The sequence below is a fragment of the Nonomuraea roseola genome, assembly GCF_039535395.1.
GTDB lineage: Bacteria > Actinomycetota > Actinomycetes > Streptosporangiales > Streptosporangiaceae > Nonomuraea > Nonomuraea roseola.
Genome location: NZ_BAAAXC010000015.1, coordinates 3,891,073 through 3,905,287 on the forward strand (window position 1 = coordinate 3,891,073; position 14,215 = coordinate 3,905,287).

Sequence of the window (14,215 nt, forward strand, 5' to 3'; positions counted from 1 at the left end):
CCGCACCGTCAGGAGCGGCCGGCCGCGGGTTCGGGAACGGCGATCGCGGCGCCACGGTCGGCGGTGAGGCCGACGACGATGCCGAGGATGACCAGTCCAGCTCCGAGCAGGTCGGGCGCGGACGGCACCGCGATGCCCAGGGCCAGCCCAGTGACGATGGCGCCGACCGGGATCAGCCCCGCGAACAGGCCCGCCGTGCCGGGGCCGAGCTTGGGCAGCGAGGAGTACCAGAGGAAGAAGGCGATGACCGTCACGACCACGGTCAGGTAGACGAAGCCGAGGCCCTCGGCGACGGTGGGCACGCGCAGCATGGCCGTGCCCTCCATGAAGAATCCGACGACGGCCAGCATGGGCACGGCCAGAGCCGTCGAGTAGGCCGACACGCGCAGCGCGCCAAGCTTGGGCAGCAACGGGATCGCCAGCAGGGAGAAGCTGACCTCTCCGACGAGCGCGCCCAGCGACCACAGCAGCCCTGGAAGGTTGCCGCTGCCGAGCCCTGTGGCCAGCACCGCGCCCGCGACCACGATGCCGGCGCCGATCACCAGCCGGGGCGCGGGCCGTCCGCTGACCATGGCCAGCACGAGGGGGACCGTCCCGAGGATGGTGCCTGGCAGCGCGGGCCCCGACTCGCGGGTCGCCTCGATCACGCACACGTTGAAGATGACCAGGCCCAGGAGCGCGAGCGCGAGCAGCAGCAGCGTCTCGCGGGCCGTCAACCTGACGAAGCGCAGGCCCATCACTCGCGTGGCCGCCAGCAGGATGGCCGCCGCCGCGAGGTAGCGGACGGCCTGCCCGCCGTACACCGGATAGTTCTGGATCACTCCCGACACCCCCGCGAGGGTGCCGACGAGGAACATGGCGGAGGCAGCTCCGATGACACCGTTTCTCATGTAAGGCATGCTAGGAATGGAATGGTTCGCCCATACAGTCCAATGACGCGGCAAAAGTGAGGACCAATTGGCCGATCTCCATATCCCCATCGACAGGGGCAAGGGGGCGATCGCGGGGCAGGTGGCGACCGAGCTCAGGGAGGCCATCAGGCAGGGCAGGCTGGAGGCAGGGACGCGCCTGCCGGCCAGCCGCGAGCTGGCCAGGGATCTCAGCGTGTCCAGGGGTGTGGTCGTCGAAGCCTACGAGCAGCTGGTCGCCGAGGGCTTCCTCCTGGCGAGGGTCGGGGCGGGCACCGTGGTCGCCGCGACCGCCCGCAGGGAGCCCGCGCGGGTGCGGGAGCGGGCGCCCTACTACGGTCACCGTCCCACCTCGCCCGACCTCGGCGGCTTCCCCCGCGAGCGCTGGATGGCCGCGGTCAGGCACGTGCTGACCACGGTGCCGAGCGACGCCTTCGACTACGGCGACCCCGGGGGCGTGCCCGAGCTGCGCGAGGAGCTGGCGAGCTATCTCAAGCGCGTGCGCGCCGCCGACGTCAGCGCCGACAACCTGGTGATCGTCGGCGGTGTGGCCCAGGGGCTCAGCCTGATCCTGCACGTCCTGAGGAGCCCGAAGCTCGCGGTCGAGGACCCCACCAGTCACCGCCAGGTCCCGCTGCTCAGGCGCACGGGCGCCGAGCTGGTGCCGATCCCGGTGGACGAGGAGGGGCTGAGGGTCGAGCGCCTGCGCGGGGTCGGCGCGGTGCTCCTCACCCCCGCCCATCAGTACCCGACGGGCGTCGTGCTGTCGCCCGCGCGCAGGGCCGCGCTGATGGAGTGGGGCGGCGTGGTGCTGGAGGACGACTACGACGCCGAGTTCAGGTTCGACCGCGACCCCGTCGGCTGCCTGCAGGGCCTCGCGCCCGACAGGGTGATCCTGTCCGGCAGCGTCAGCAAGTCGCTGGCCCCCGGCCTCAGGCTCGGCTGGATCGCCGCCCCTCCCGACCTGGCCGAGGCCGTACGGCGGGCGCGCGGCGAGCTCGACCTCGGCTCGCCCGTCATCGAGCAGTACGCCCTGGCCCACCTCCTGCGCACCGGCGGGTACGACCGCAACCTGCGCAGGATGCGCAGGGAGTACAAGAAGCGCCGCGACGCCCTGGTGAGGGCGCTGGCCGAGCACCTGCCCGAGCTGGTCGTGCGCGGGATCGAGGCGGGCCTGCACATCTACCTCGACCTGCCGGAGGACTGGGACGAGAAAGAGGTGGCCGCCGCCGCTCAGGCGGCGGGGCTGTCGGCCGAGGAAGTGGGCCAGATGCGCTTCACCGAGGGGCCGCCCGCGATCGTCATGGGATTCGCCCGGGTGCCCGCCCACCACGCCGATGACGTGATCGCACGCATGAAGGTCAGTATGTCTGGACAAAGAAAGGGATAGAAGGTTAGAAAGGGATCCCCGACCCCCTTGGAGGCGTCATGCGTGTCGGTCTGCTCGGTCTGGGAAGGATCGGAGCGTTTCATGCCGAAACCCTCGCCGCGCACCCGCTGGTGGACGATCTGATCGTGTGGGACCCCGTACGCAGCTCACCGCATGGCAGGCAGGGCGATCCCTTCGAGGCTGACGCCCTGGTCATCGCCACCCCCACCAGCACGCACGCCGACCTGTTGATCAAGGCCTGCCGCCGCGGGATCCCGGTCTTCTGCGAGAAGCCGGTCGCGCCGACGGTCGAAGAGACGATCAAGGTGCTGAAGGCGAGCGAGGGCAACCGCGTCCAGATCGGCTTCCAGCGCCGCTTCGACCCCGGCTACGGGGCCGCCGCGAAGGCCCTGCGCGCCGGCGAGCTGGGCGAGCTGCACCGCGTGCACCTGCTCAGTGCCGATCCGGCGCCGCCGCCGGCCGGGTACATCCCCATGTCGGGCGGCATCTACCGCGACTGCCACATCCACGATTTCGACATCCTGCGCTGGGTAACCGGACGAGAGGTGGCGACCGTCTACGCCACGGGTGCCAACAGAGGCGCCGACTTCTTCAGGGAGGCGGGCGACGTGGACACCAGCGCGGCACTTCTGACCCTCGACGACGGCACGCTCGTGACCCTCCAGGGCTCCAGGTACAACGGCGCGGGCTACGACGTCAGGATGGAGCTGGCCGGCACCCGCCGCACCCAGGTCGTTGGTCTCGACCCGCGCACCCCGCTGACCAGCGCGGAGGGCCTGCAGCCGCCAGGAGAACCGTGGCCGGACTTCGTCTCCAGATTCAGGGCCGCCTACGTGGCCGAGATCGACGGCTTCCTGCGCAGCGACACCAGCCCGTGCACGATCGAGGACGCGCTCGCCGCCCTCTACGTCGCCGAGGCCGCGGAGCGGTCGCGCCGCGAGGGCAGGCCCGTCGCCGTCGAGGAGGTCAGCCGATGAGGATCGCGGGCGCGCCGATCTCCTGGGGGGTGTGCGAGGTGCCCGGCTGGGGCCACCAGCTGGATCGCGAGCGGGTGCTGTCGGAGATGCGCTCGGTGGGCCTGACCGCCACCGAGCTCGGCCCCGACGGCTTCCTGCCGCACTCGCCGACGCGCAGGAAGGCCCTGCTCGAGGAGTACGGCCTGCGGGCCGTCGGCGGCTTCGTCCCCGTCGTGCTGCACGAACCCCGGCACGACCCGCTGCCCGGGGTGCGGGCCCGCATGCGCGACTTCGCGGAGGGCGACGTCGACGTGCTGGTGCTGGCCGCCGACAGCGGCGCCGACGGCTACGACAGGAGGCCGCAGCTCGACGCCACGGGCTGGAAGACGCTGCTGGACAACCTGAGGAGGATCCTCGCCGCCGCCAAGGGCCGCGGCCCGGCGATCACCCTGCACCCGCACGTCGGGACCATGGTCGAGACGCGGGAGGAGGTCGAGCGCGTGATGGAGGGCTCGGCCGTCCCTCTCTGCCTGGACACGGGGCACCTGCTGATCGGCGGCACCGACCCGCTGGAGCTGGTGCGCAGGGATCCCGGCAGGGTCGCGCACGTGCACCTGAAGGACGTCGACCAGGGGCTGGCGGCGAAGGTCAGGGACGGCGGCCTCACCTACACCGAGGCGGTCCGCCAGGGCATCTACCGCCCGCTGGGCCAGGGAGACGTGGACGTCGCCGGGATCGTGACGACACTCGGCCAGAGCGGCTACTCCGGCTGGTACGTCATGGAGCAGGACACGGTGCTCACCTCCGCCGAGGACGACGCCGTGGACGATGTCAGGCAGAGCGTCGCCTTCCTGGAAGGACTCGCATGATCGACGTCCTGACGATGGGGCGGGTCGGGGTGGACGTCTATCCCCTCCAGGTCGGGGTGTCGCTGCGCGAGGTCGAGACGTTCGGCAAGTACCTGGGCGGCAGCCCGACCAACGTCGCCGTGGCGGCGGCGAGGCTCGGCGAGCGCTCGGCGGTGATCACCAGGACGGGGGCCGACCCGTTCGGTGCGTTCGTCCACGACGCGCTGCGCTCCTACGGGGTGGACGACTCCTTCGTCACCTCTGTCGAGGGGCTGCCGACCCCTGTGACGTTCTGCGAGATCAGGCCGCCTGACGACTTCCCGCTGTACTTCTACCGCTTCCCCAAGGCGCCCGACCTGGTGATCCGTCCCGACGAGCTGCCGGTCTCCGAGATCAGGCGGGCCAGGCTGTTCTGGGCGACCGTCACGGGGCTGTCGGAGGAGCCGTCGCGCACCGCCCACTTCGCCGCGTGGCGGGCCAGGGAGCGAAGGCCCCACACGGTGCTCGACCTCGACTACCGGCCGGTGTTCTGGGGCTCGGCGCAGGACGCCATGCACCAGGTCCGCAAGGCGCTCGGGCACGTCACCGTCGCCGTGGGCAACCTCGACGAGGTCGAGGTGGCCACCGGCACCCGCGAGCCGTACGCGGCGGGGAAGGCGCTGCTGGAGGCGGGGGTCGAGCTGGCGGTGGTGAAGCAGGGCGGCGAGGGGGTGCTGGGCATGACCGCGACGGAGACGATCGCGGTACCGCCCGTCGAGGTCGAGGTGGTCAACGGGCTCGGGGCGGGCGACGCCTTCGGCGGCGCGCTCTGTCACGGGCTGCTGGCCGGATGGCCGCTGGAGCGGACGCTGCGCTTCGCCAACACGGCGGGCGCGATCGTGGCGGGACGGCTGGCCTGCGCGCCCGCGATGCCCACAGTCGAGGAGGTGCTCGCTCGTGGGTGACTACCGGCAGGTCCAGGAGATCAGGGCCAGGCACCCCGAGCGGATCGCCGAGGCGGCGGCCGCGCGCAGGCGCAGGCCGCTGCTGGCCGAGCGCGACCAGCTCATGATCATCGCGGCCGACCACCCCGCGCGCGGCGCGCTGGGCGTCGGCGGGCGCCCGCTGGCGATGGGCAGCAGGATCGAGCTGCTCGACCGGCTGACGACCGCGCTCGCCAGACCAGGCGTGGACGGCCTGCTCGCCACCCCCGACGTCGTCGAGGACCTGCTGCTTCTCGGCGCCCTCGACGACAAGGTGGTCATCGGCTCGATGAACCGCGGCGGCATCCAGGGCGCGGTCTTCGAGTTCGACGACAGATTCACCGCCTACGACACGGCCTCCATCGTGCGGATGCGGCTCGACGGGGGCAAGATGCTGTGCAGGATCGCCCTGGACGAGCCGGGCACCGCGGCCACGCTGTCCGCCTGCGCTCGGGCGGTCAGCGAGCTGGCAGGGGAGGGACTGGTCGCCATGGTCGAGCCGTTCTGGTCGCGGCGCTCCGGCCACGACCTGACGCCCGACGGCGTGATCAGGGCGATCAGCGTCGGTCAGGGGCTCGGCACCACCTCGGCCCATACCTGGCTGAAGATCCCCGTCGTCGAGGACATGGAGCGCGTCATGCAGGCGACCACGCTGCCCGCGCTGCTGCTCGGCGGAGACCCGGGCGACGCCCCCGACCTGGCCTACGCCGCGTGGCGCAAGGCGCTCAGGCTGCCGGGGGTGCGCGGGCTCGTGGTCGGCCGCGCGCTGCTCTACCCGCCCGACGACGACGTGGCCGCGGCCGTCGACACCGCAGTAGCGATGCTGGAGGTCTCATGACGTTCGTCCCGGCAGGCACCACCGCCCGTTCGCCGTGGGCACTGGAGATCACCCCGGAGGCCGCGGGGTGGACCTACTGCGGGCTGCGGACCCTGAACCTCTCGGGGGAGACCGTCACCTTCCACACCGGCTCGTCGGAGATGCTGGTGCTCCCGCTGTCCGGCTCGTGCCTCGTCGAGGCCGACGGTGAACGGCTGTCGCTGCGCGGCCGTTCGTCGGTCTTCTCGGACGTCACCGACTTCTGCTACCTGCCGATCGACACCGAGGTGACGGTGACGGGTGAGGGCCGTTTCGCTCTGCCGTCCGCGCTGGCCACCCGCCGCTTCCCCGTCAGGTACGGACCCGCGGAGAAGGTCCCCGTCGAGATCCGAGGGGCGGGCCAGGCCTCCAGGCAGGTCAACAACTTCTGCGCGCCCGACGCCTTCGACTGCGACAAGCTCGTCTCGGTCGAGGTGCTCACCCCCGGAGGGAACTGGTCGTCCTACCCTCCGCACAAGCACGACACCGCCTCCGCCCACGAGGCGGTGCTCGAGGAGATCTACTACTTCGAGGGCGGCCCCGGCTACCAGCGGGTCTACGGAGGGCACGAGGTGATGGCCGAGGTGTCGTCAGGTGACGTGGTGCTGGTGCCGCGCGGCTACCACGGACCCTCCATGGCGCCTCCCGGCTACGACCTCTACTACCTGAACGTGCTGGCGGGCCCTGCGCAGGAGCGGTCGATGGCCTTCTGCGACGATCCCAGGCACGCGTGGATCCGCGGGACGTGGGAGCAGCAACAGATCGACGACAGGCTGCCCTTCGGGAGGGTCTGATGAGGCTCACGGTCGCCCAGGCGCTGGTGCGCTTCCTGTCCCGGCAGTACTCCTCGCGCGACGGTGCCGAACACCGGCTCGTCGAGGGCTGCTTCGGGATCTTCGGGCACGGGAACGTCGCGGGAATCGGGCAGGCGCTGGCCGCGCAGGGAGCGGGCACCTCGTCGGCGCTGCCGTACTATCTGGCCCGCAACGAGCAGGCCATGGTGCACACGGCGGTGGGGTTCGCCAGGATGCGCAACCGCCTGTCGACCTTCGCGTGCACGAGCTCGATCGGGCCGGGGGCGACGAACATGGTCACCGGCGCCGCCCTCGCCACGATCAACCGCATCCCCGTGCTGCTGCTGCCCGGAGACATCTTCGCCACGCGCGTGGCCAACCCCGTGCTGCAGGAGCTGGAGGATCCCCGCTCGCTCGACGTCAGCGTGAACGACGCCTTCAGGCCCGTCTCGCGCTACTTCGACAGGATCAACAGGCCCGAGCAGCTGCCGTCCGCGCTCATGCAGGCGATGCGGGTGCTCACCGACCCGGCCGAGACCGGCGCGGTGACGCTGGCGCTGCCCCAGGACGTGCAGGCGGAGTCCTTCGACTGGCCCTCCGAGCTCTTCGACCGCAGGGTGTGGCACGTCGCCAGGCCCGTCCCCGAGCCCGCCGCGCTCCAACGCGCGCTCGACCTGATCCGCGCCTCCGAGCGTCCGCTCATCGTGGCGGGCGGCGGAGTGATCTACAGCGAGGCGTGGGAGGCGCTGCGCGCCTTCGCCACCGAGTACGGCGTCCCCGTGGCCGAGACCCAGGCGGGCAAGGGCGCGCTGCCGTGGGACTCGCCGCTGTCCGTGGGCGCCGTCGGCCACACCGGTACGGCCGCCGCCAACGAGCTGGCCCGCTCGGCCGACCTGGTGATCGGCATCGGCACCAGGTACAGCGACTTCACCACGGCCTCAAGGACGCTGTTCGGCCAGGCGCGCTTCCTGAACATCAACGTGACCGCCTTCGACGCGGCCAAGAACGGCGCCGTCATGCTCGTCGCCGACGCCCGCGCCGCTCTGGAGGCGCTGCGCCCCGAGGGCTGGCGGGCGCCGTCCTCATGGACCTCCCGTGCCGCCTCGCTGGCGCAGTCGTGGTGGTCGTTCCGCGCCGGGCCCTCGCTCACCCAGGAGGCGGTGCTGGAGGACCTGCGGGAGGTCATGCACCCGGCCGACGTGGTGGTGAACGCGGCGGGCTCCATGCCGGGAGATCTCCACAGGCTGTGGAGGGTCACCGACGCGAAGGGCTACCACGTCGAGTACGGCTACTCGTGCATGGGCTACGAGATCGCGGGTGGCCTCGGCGTCAAGCTGGCGGCTCCGGCGCGCGAGGTCTTCGTCCTGGTCGGCGACGGCTCATACCTGATGCTGGCCCAGGAGATCGCCACCTCCGTCCAGGAGGGGGTGAAGCTGGTGATCGTCCTGGTGGACAACCACGGTTTCGCCTCCATCGGCAACCTGTCGGAGTCTGTGGGCGCGCAGCGGCTCGGCACCGCCTACCGGCTGAGGGGGGCCTCGGGGGAGCTGGACGGGGTCTACGTGCCGGTCGACCTGGCGGCGAACGCGGCGTCGCTGGGGGCCGACGTGCTCACCGCCGATGACAGGGAGTCGCTTCGCGCGGCGCTGGCGAAGGCGCGCGAGGCGGTCAGGACGACGGTGGTCTACGTGGAGACGGTGCCCGGCGGTTCGGCGCCTTCGTCGGGAGCCTGGTGGGACGTGCCCGTCGCCCAGGAACCCGGCGAGATCCACGACCGCTACCAGGAGGCCAAACGCGACCAGCGCCCCTATCTGTGACCTCCTCGGCCCGCGTCCTGCCGTACGGCCATGGGCCCGCGGCGAGGCGCTGGCTACGCTGAAGATCCACGCGGCCGGTGAGAAGAGGGTGCGATGACGTTCGACACGATGGTGGCAGTGGGGTTCGCGGCCGTGTTCATGATCTTCGTCATCGGGGCCGTCCTGGCGCTGGTCGGCGGAGCTTCGTCCTCGGGGAGCGGAGCGCGTCACCGGGGCTCCATGTTCTCCGGCGAGGCGTCGTCCTCGGACGACAGCCACGACGGGGGCTCCTCCGACAGTGGCTCCTCCGACAGCGGTGGTGGCGGCGGCAGCAGCAGCAGCGACTGACCGGCGGGCTCAGACCTTGGGCTGGGGTGCGCTCCGCGGTTCGAAGCCCCGGGCGAGCACGACGATCGCCGCCGAGAGCACCAGCGGCGCCGCGAACGCCACCCGCATGTCGGTCGCCTCGGCCAGCCCGCCCACCAGCGCCGCCCCCACGATGAAGCCGACGTAGTTGAACAGGTTGACCCGCGCGATGGCCACCCCCGTTCCCGCGGGGTCCAGCCGCCCAGCCGCCGAGAACGACTGCGGAGCGACCACCGCGAGCCCCATCCCCGTCAGCCCGAACGCCACGATCGCCAGCGGCTGCGAAGGAGCCAGCACGACGCCCGCGAATCCGAGTGTCGCGATCGCCCCTCCCGCGCGCACGATCGAGGCGGCTCCGTAGCGCCTGACCGCGAGGTCGCCGCCGAGCCGTACGACGAGGGTGGCCGCCTGGTAGGCGCCGTAGGCCAGCGGCGCGACGCTCCCGCCCGCGAAGAGGATGTTCTCCATGAAGACGCCGTGGAAGTTGGACACCGCCGCGTCTCCGACGTACAGGAAGCCCATCGCCAGGCAGAGCGGGATGATCGGCCCCCACGGGAGGTGCCCGGAGGCCGCCGCGACCGTGGTCTCGGCCTTCTCCTCCTCGACCGTGCAGAGGTACGGCGCGGCCGCCAGCGAACCGGCGACGGCGAGCGCCATCGGGATCGCCATCATGACCGGCAGGGAGAGGCCGAGCCCGTAGGCCAGCGACACCCACAGCGCCCCTGCCAGGCTCGTCGCGCTCCACGCCGCGTGGAAGCCGTTGAGCACGGCCCTGCCGTACCTGCGCTCGACGGCGACGCCCTGCATGTTCATGCCCGCGTCGACGGCGCCCACCGCCAGCCCGAAGACGACCAGCGCGGCCACCAGTTGCGGCACGTCGGCGGCGAGACCCGCGGCCACCACCGCGACCGCGACGGCGGGCTGGGCGATGCGCAGCAGCCACCTGCTGCCCCTGCGCGCGGCGAGCGCGCCCGCTCCCACGCTGCCGGCTCCGGCCAGCACCGGCACCACCAGCAGCAGGAGGGTGAGGTCGCCTTCGGTGAGGCCGTGCTTGTTCTGCAGGGCTGCGACCTGGGTGAGGAGAGTCGCGAAACTCAGGCCCTGCACGGCGAAGACCGCGAAGGTGGCCGTTCTGGCCTGGCGGTTACGCACGTCGACCTCCCTGCTCGGGGGGAAACATGAGGCTGCGTCAGGTTAGTACCAGGTCGTCGTTCTCCGCTAGAGGCGGTTGTTAGGGTGTTCAGGTGCGACGAAGGGGATATGCGTCGGGAGAAGCGAGACGCGAGCGGATCCTTGCCATCGCCCTTCAGGAGTTCGCCGAGCACGGCTACAGGGGCGCCTCCCTCGCCAGGATCGCCGAGAGGGCCGAGCTGACCCAGCCCGGGCTGCTCCACCACTTCACCAGCAAGGAGCGCCTGCTCGTCGCCGTCCTCGAGTATCGCGACGAGGTCGACGCGCGCAGGTTCGACTTCGAGTCGATGACCGGCGTGGCCGCGCTGCGCACGCTGGCCGACGTGGTCGACTACAACGCACGCGTGCCTGGGCTGGTGCAGCTGTTCTCGGTGATCAGCGGCGAGGCGGTCACCGCCGATCATCCGGGTCACGCGTGGGCGCGCGCCCGCTACCGGCGGCTACGGCACGCGGTGGCCGGGGCGCTGCGGCGCGGCGCCGACGCGGGGGAGTTCCGCGCCGACCTCGACGCCGAGGCGCACGCCGACCGGCTGATCGCGATGATGGACGGCCTGCAGACGCAGTGGCTGATCGACCAGGACCACGTCGACATGGCCACCATCTTCAGGGCCTACGTCGAGGACCTGATCGCTTCCCTCCGCCCGTAGCCCCTCACCGCTCGGCGGAGGCCTTCAGCGTGGCTGGACGGCCGGCGGTCAGCGGCTCGGGGGCGTCGGCGGTGATCCGGGAGGCTCCCCAGAGGCCGAGCGCCATCAGCGCGCCCACCTCGGTGATCGCCAGTCCCCGCTCGACGAGCCCGAGCGGCATGACCTGCCACCACGCCAGCCCCGAGCTCTCGCCGATCCACACCATCGTGGCGATGCCCGCCACCCACAGCAGCGAGGCCACCCCCAGGAGGAACGCGGCCAGCGCCGAACGCGGGTGCCGTCTCCACGTCCTGGCGATCAGCAGCGCGGCCAGCGGCAGGCACAGGAACGCGACGAAGCTGCCGACCCTGTGGATGCTGCCGCTCAGGCTGGGCCCCACCGACCAGTCGTGCTTGGGGAACCACGCCACCACCAGCAGGCCGAGGCTCCATCCCGCCAGCGCGATCGCGCCCACGATCCCGGCCAGCCGCCTGCGCAGCAGCGACACCCCGATCGACAGTGATCCCACCGCGAGGAGCGCGACGCCCAGCGCGAAGATCCAGCCCTGGTCGCCGAGCCCGTGCTCGCTGATCGTACGGCGCAGTGGGTTGATCTCGCCCAGGTAGGCGAGATCCAGCGCGGCGATGACGCCTGCGCCCACCGCCACGGCGGCCAGTCCTGCTCGCGCGGGTCCGTGCATCGGGGCTCCCTTCCGTCTGTCGGGTCAACGGCCGATCAACGCCCGGGATTCCTTGTTCTTGAACTCTCATGAATCTCTGCTAGCTTTCCATGAGAGTTCAAGGACTTCTGAGGAGACAGCATGAACATCGGCGGAGACCTTCCCGTACGGCGCATCGGCTTCGGAGCCATGCGACTGGCCGACTCCGACATCTGGCACGGCCCTGCCGACCGCGAGGGCGCCCTCGCGGTGCTTCGCCGCGCCGTCGAAGTGGGCGTGAACTTCGTGGACACCTCCGACGCCTACTCCCTTGGCGCCAACGAGGAGCTGATCGCCGAGGCGTTGCACCCCTATGCCGACGATCTGGTGATCGCCACCAAGGCGGGCGTGACCAGGCCGAGCCCTGCGGAGTGGGTGCCCCTTGGCCGTCCCGAGTACCTCAAGCAGCAGGCCGAGCTGAGCCTGCGCCGGTTGCGGCTGGACCGGATCGACCTGTTCTTCCTGCACAGGGTGGACCCTCAGGTGCCCCTCGCCGACCAGATCGGGGCGCTCGAGGAGCTGCGGAAGGAGGGCAAGATCCGGCACATCGGGCTGTCGGAGGTGACCGTCGGCCAGCTGGAGGAGGCGTCCCGTCTCGCCCCCATCGCCGCGGTGCAGAACCTGTACAACCTGGCCACTCGCGAGCACGAGGACGTCGTGGACCACGCGGAGAAGGAGGGCATCGCCTTCGTGCCGTTCTTCCCGATCGCCACGGGCGACCACGCGAGGGCCGAAGGGCCGCTGGCCGAGGTGGCCTCGGAGGTGGGCGCCACGCCCGCGCAGGTGGCGCTGGCGTGGCTGTTGCGCAGGTCGCCGACGATGGTGCCGATCCCAGGGACGACCTCGGTGGCGCACCTGGAGGAGAACGTCGGCGCACTGACGGTCACGTTGACCGACGCCCAGTACGACCGCCTGTCCACCCTCACCTGACCAGCACCCCCGACCCCTCCTAAGGGCGCGGAGATCTCGGGAACTTCCGGCTCCCCACGCCCCCTCGGGCCTCCCACGCCGTCCGGTTCGTGTCTTGGGGTTGTCGGCGTTCGGGTTCCCGGTCGCCAGCTCCCTCGTCCCTCCGACTCGGGGTGTCAGTCGATCAGCCTGGCGCGCATCTTCCAGACCGCCAGCGCCCACATGAGCACGGCGTAGGCGGCCAGCACGCCCAGATGCCCCAGGTCGTCGAGGCCCAACCGGCCGAACACCGCCCCTCGCACCAGCTCGACGCAGTGGTAGAGCGGGTTGACCTGAGCGGCGGCCGCCACCCACGCGGGCAGCTGCGTCACGGGGAAGAACGTGCCCGCCACCATGAACATCGGGGTCAGCGCCCCCGTGATGACGTAGTCGAAGGTGTTGATGGACGGCACGATCGCCGACACCCACACCCCGAACAGCGCGAACACCAGCCCGGTCAGGAAGCCGATGAACGGCACGAGCAGCATGCCCCAGCTCGGCTCCAGCCCGAAGGCGACGCCGACCAGCATCGGCGCGCAGCCGTAGACCCCGGCCTTGACCGCCAGCCAGGAGGCCTCCGCGGTCACCAGCTCGCGGACGTCGACGGGCGCGGCCAGCATCGCGTCGTAGGTGTGCTGGAAGGTGCGGCGGATGAAGGTGTTGAACATGCCGCCGAACGCCCCGATGAACAGCACCGCCGTGGCGACGACACCGGTGGCGACGAAGTCCTTGTAGTCGTAGCCGTAGAGCGCGCCGACCACGGAGCCGAAGCCGTAGCCGAAGGCCAGCAGGTAGATGGTCGGCTCCGTCATGGCGGCGAAGGAGGTGGAGGCCCAGTAGCGGCGGTAGAGGGCCAGCTCGCGTCGCCAGACGGCCCGCACGGGGGCGAACTCCATCACTCGACCGCCTCTCCGGTGAGCACGACGAAGACGTCCTCGAGAGTGGCGGGACGCCGTACGGTGGGTGGGCCCAGCGCCTCCTCCAGCGACCTGGGCAGCTGCTCGGACCTCAGCAGCGAGATCGACGGGCCGGTCCTGCGGGTGGGCACCCCCGCCGCGGCCGCCAGCGCGGCGATCTCGGCCTGGCGCTCCTGCGAGGCGTAGTGCTCGGCGACCTCGGCGCCCGCGTGCTCCTTGACCAGCTCTTCGGGCGAGCCCCTGGCCACGATGCGGCCGTGGGACATCAGCGCGCAGTCGTCGGCCAGCCGCTCGGCCTCCTCGATGTAGTGGGTGGACATCAGCGTCGTGACGCCCTCTTCGCGCAGCCGTACGATCAGCGACCACAGCTCCTGGCGCACCTGCGGATCGAGACCCACGGTCGGCTCGTCGAGCAGCACCAGGCGGGGCTGGTGGACCAGGCCCCTGGCGATGAGCAGCCGCCTGCGCATGCCGCCCGACAGGTTGACCGTGCGGGTGGCGGCCCTGTCGGTGAGCTGGGCCAGCGCCAGCGCCCTGTCGACGGCGGCCCTGCGCTCCTGGCGGGGGACGCGGTAGAGGTGGGCGAACACCTCGAGGTTCTCCCTGGCGGTGAGCTCCTCGTCGAGGTTGTCGAGCTGGGGGACCACCCCCATCAGCGCCCTCGCCTGCTTGGACTCCTGGGGCAGGCGCAACCCCATGACTCTGATCTCGCCCTCGTCGGCCAGCGACTGGGCGGTGAGCAGGCGCATCGTCGTGGACTTGCCGGCTCCGTTGGGACCGAGCAGGCCGAGGCAGATGCCCTCGGGCACCTCGAGGTCGAGCCCGTCGACCGCTGTGACGTCGGGATAACGCTTGGTCACGCCGTGCAACACGATCGCGTGCATAGAGGCCACGATAGGCATCGCCACCGACAGAATCTCAAGCGGTTATCGTCAAGGT

The 14,215-nt window shown here is 71.3% G+C and carries 15 protein-coding genes; 10 read left to right on the forward strand and 5 right to left on the reverse strand.

Annotated features, from left to right (window positions below; all coding sequences use genetic code 11):
- Positions 1-8: 8 nt before the first annotated feature.
- Positions 9-890: a DMT family transporter gene (locus ABFX55_RS41930; RefSeq protein WP_346129036.1), complete on the reverse strand. Its 882-nt coding sequence runs from the start codon at positions 888-890 to the stop codon at positions 9-11.
- Positions 891-957: 67 nt separating this feature from the next.
- On the opposite strand from ABFX55_RS41930, the gene pdxR reads away from it, so the two are divergent.
- The 8 genes from pdxR to ABFX55_RS41970 all read left to right on the forward strand — a co-directional run bounded on the left by pdxR (position 958) and on the right by ABFX55_RS41970 (position 8,858).
- The gene (gene pdxR, locus ABFX55_RS41935) at positions 958-2,298 is read left to right on the forward strand and encodes a MocR-like pyridoxine biosynthesis transcription factor PdxR (protein ID WP_346129038.1); all 1,341 of its coding nucleotides are present in this window, start codon (positions 958-960) and stop codon (positions 2,296-2,298) included.
- Between the two features lie 38 nt (positions 2,299-2,336).
- Positions 2,337-3,275, forward strand: a complete 939-nt coding sequence (locus ABFX55_RS41940) for a Gfo/Idh/MocA family protein (RefSeq protein ID WP_346129039.1) — start codon at positions 2,337-2,339, stop codon at positions 3,273-3,275.
- Positions 3,272-4,123 carry a TIM barrel protein gene (locus ABFX55_RS41945; protein WP_346129041.1) on the forward strand — a complete coding sequence of 284 codons (852 nt, stop codon included), beginning with the start codon at positions 3,272-3,274 and terminating at the stop codon, positions 4,121-4,123. Before ABFX55_RS41940 ends, ABFX55_RS41945 begins: the two co-directional genes overlap by 4 nt.
- Positions 4,120-5,046 carry a 5-dehydro-2-deoxygluconokinase gene (iolC, locus tag ABFX55_RS41950; RefSeq protein WP_346129042.1) on the forward strand — a complete coding sequence of 309 codons (927 nt, stop codon included), beginning with the start codon at positions 4,120-4,122 and terminating at the stop codon, positions 5,044-5,046. The genes ABFX55_RS41945 and iolC overlap by 4 nt, the downstream gene beginning before the upstream one ends.
- Positions 5,039-5,902, forward strand: a complete 864-nt coding sequence (locus ABFX55_RS41955) for a Cgl0159 family (beta/alpha)8-fold protein (RefSeq protein ID WP_346129043.1) — start codon at positions 5,039-5,041, stop codon at positions 5,900-5,902. The genes iolC and ABFX55_RS41955 overlap by 8 nt, the downstream gene beginning before the upstream one ends.
- Positions 5,899-6,714 (forward strand): 5-deoxy-glucuronate isomerase, encoded by an 816-nt coding sequence (gene iolB / locus ABFX55_RS41960; RefSeq protein WP_346129044.1) that lies wholly within the window; start codon positions 5,899-5,901, stop codon positions 6,712-6,714. Before ABFX55_RS41955 ends, iolB begins: the two co-directional genes overlap by 4 nt.
- The gene (gene iolD, locus ABFX55_RS41965) at positions 6,714-8,531 is read left to right on the forward strand and encodes a 3D-(3,5/4)-trihydroxycyclohexane-1,2-dione acylhydrolase (decyclizing) (protein WP_346129046.1); all 1,818 of its coding nucleotides are present in this window, start codon (positions 6,714-6,716) and stop codon (positions 8,529-8,531) included. Before iolB ends, iolD begins: the two co-directional genes overlap by 1 nt.
- A 93-nt stretch (positions 8,532-8,624) precedes the next feature.
- On the forward strand, positions 8,625-8,858 hold the full coding sequence (locus ABFX55_RS41970) for a hypothetical protein (RefSeq protein ID WP_346129047.1): 234 nt from the start codon (positions 8,625-8,627) through the stop codon (positions 8,856-8,858).
- A gap of 9 nt (positions 8,859-8,867) precedes the next feature.
- Here the strand turns inward: ABFX55_RS41970 and ABFX55_RS41975 are convergent, their stop codons facing one another.
- Positions 8,868-10,028: an MFS transporter gene (locus tag ABFX55_RS41975; RefSeq protein ID WP_346129049.1), complete on the reverse strand. Its 1,161-nt coding sequence runs from the start codon at positions 10,026-10,028 to the stop codon at positions 8,868-8,870.
- 92 nt (positions 10,029-10,120) lie between these two features.
- Between ABFX55_RS41975 and ABFX55_RS41980 the strand changes: the two genes are divergently transcribed.
- Entirely contained in the window at positions 10,121-10,714 is a 594-nt protein-coding gene (locus ABFX55_RS41980) for a TetR/AcrR family transcriptional regulator (RefSeq protein ID WP_346129051.1), read from the forward strand.
- A 4-nt stretch (positions 10,715-10,718) separates the two neighbouring features.
- On the opposite strand, the gene ABFX55_RS41985 is transcribed toward ABFX55_RS41980, so the two are convergent.
- Positions 10,719-11,393, reverse strand: a complete 675-nt coding sequence (locus ABFX55_RS41985; protein WP_346129053.1) for a DUF998 domain-containing protein — start codon at positions 11,391-11,393, stop codon at positions 10,719-10,721.
- A gap of 120 nt (positions 11,394-11,513) precedes the next feature.
- Between ABFX55_RS41985 and ABFX55_RS41990 the strand changes: the two genes are divergently transcribed.
- A complete protein-coding gene (locus ABFX55_RS41990; RefSeq protein ID WP_346129054.1) occupies positions 11,514-12,341 on the forward strand; it encodes an aldo/keto reductase in 828 nt (275 codons plus the stop codon).
- A gap of 155 nt (positions 12,342-12,496) precedes the next feature.
- Here ABFX55_RS41990 and ABFX55_RS41995 read toward each other — a convergent pair whose 3' ends face one another.
- Positions 12,497-13,255, reverse strand: coding sequence for an ABC transporter permease (locus ABFX55_RS41995; protein ID WP_346129056.1), 759 nt, complete (start codon positions 13,253-13,255; stop codon positions 12,497-12,499).
- Complete coding sequence (locus ABFX55_RS42000; RefSeq protein WP_346129058.1) at positions 13,255-14,160, reverse strand: ABC transporter ATP-binding protein; 906 nt, start codon at positions 14,158-14,160, stop codon at positions 13,255-13,257. Before ABFX55_RS42000 ends, ABFX55_RS41995 begins: the two co-directional genes overlap by 1 nt.
- Positions 14,161-14,215: the final 55 nt, after the last annotated feature.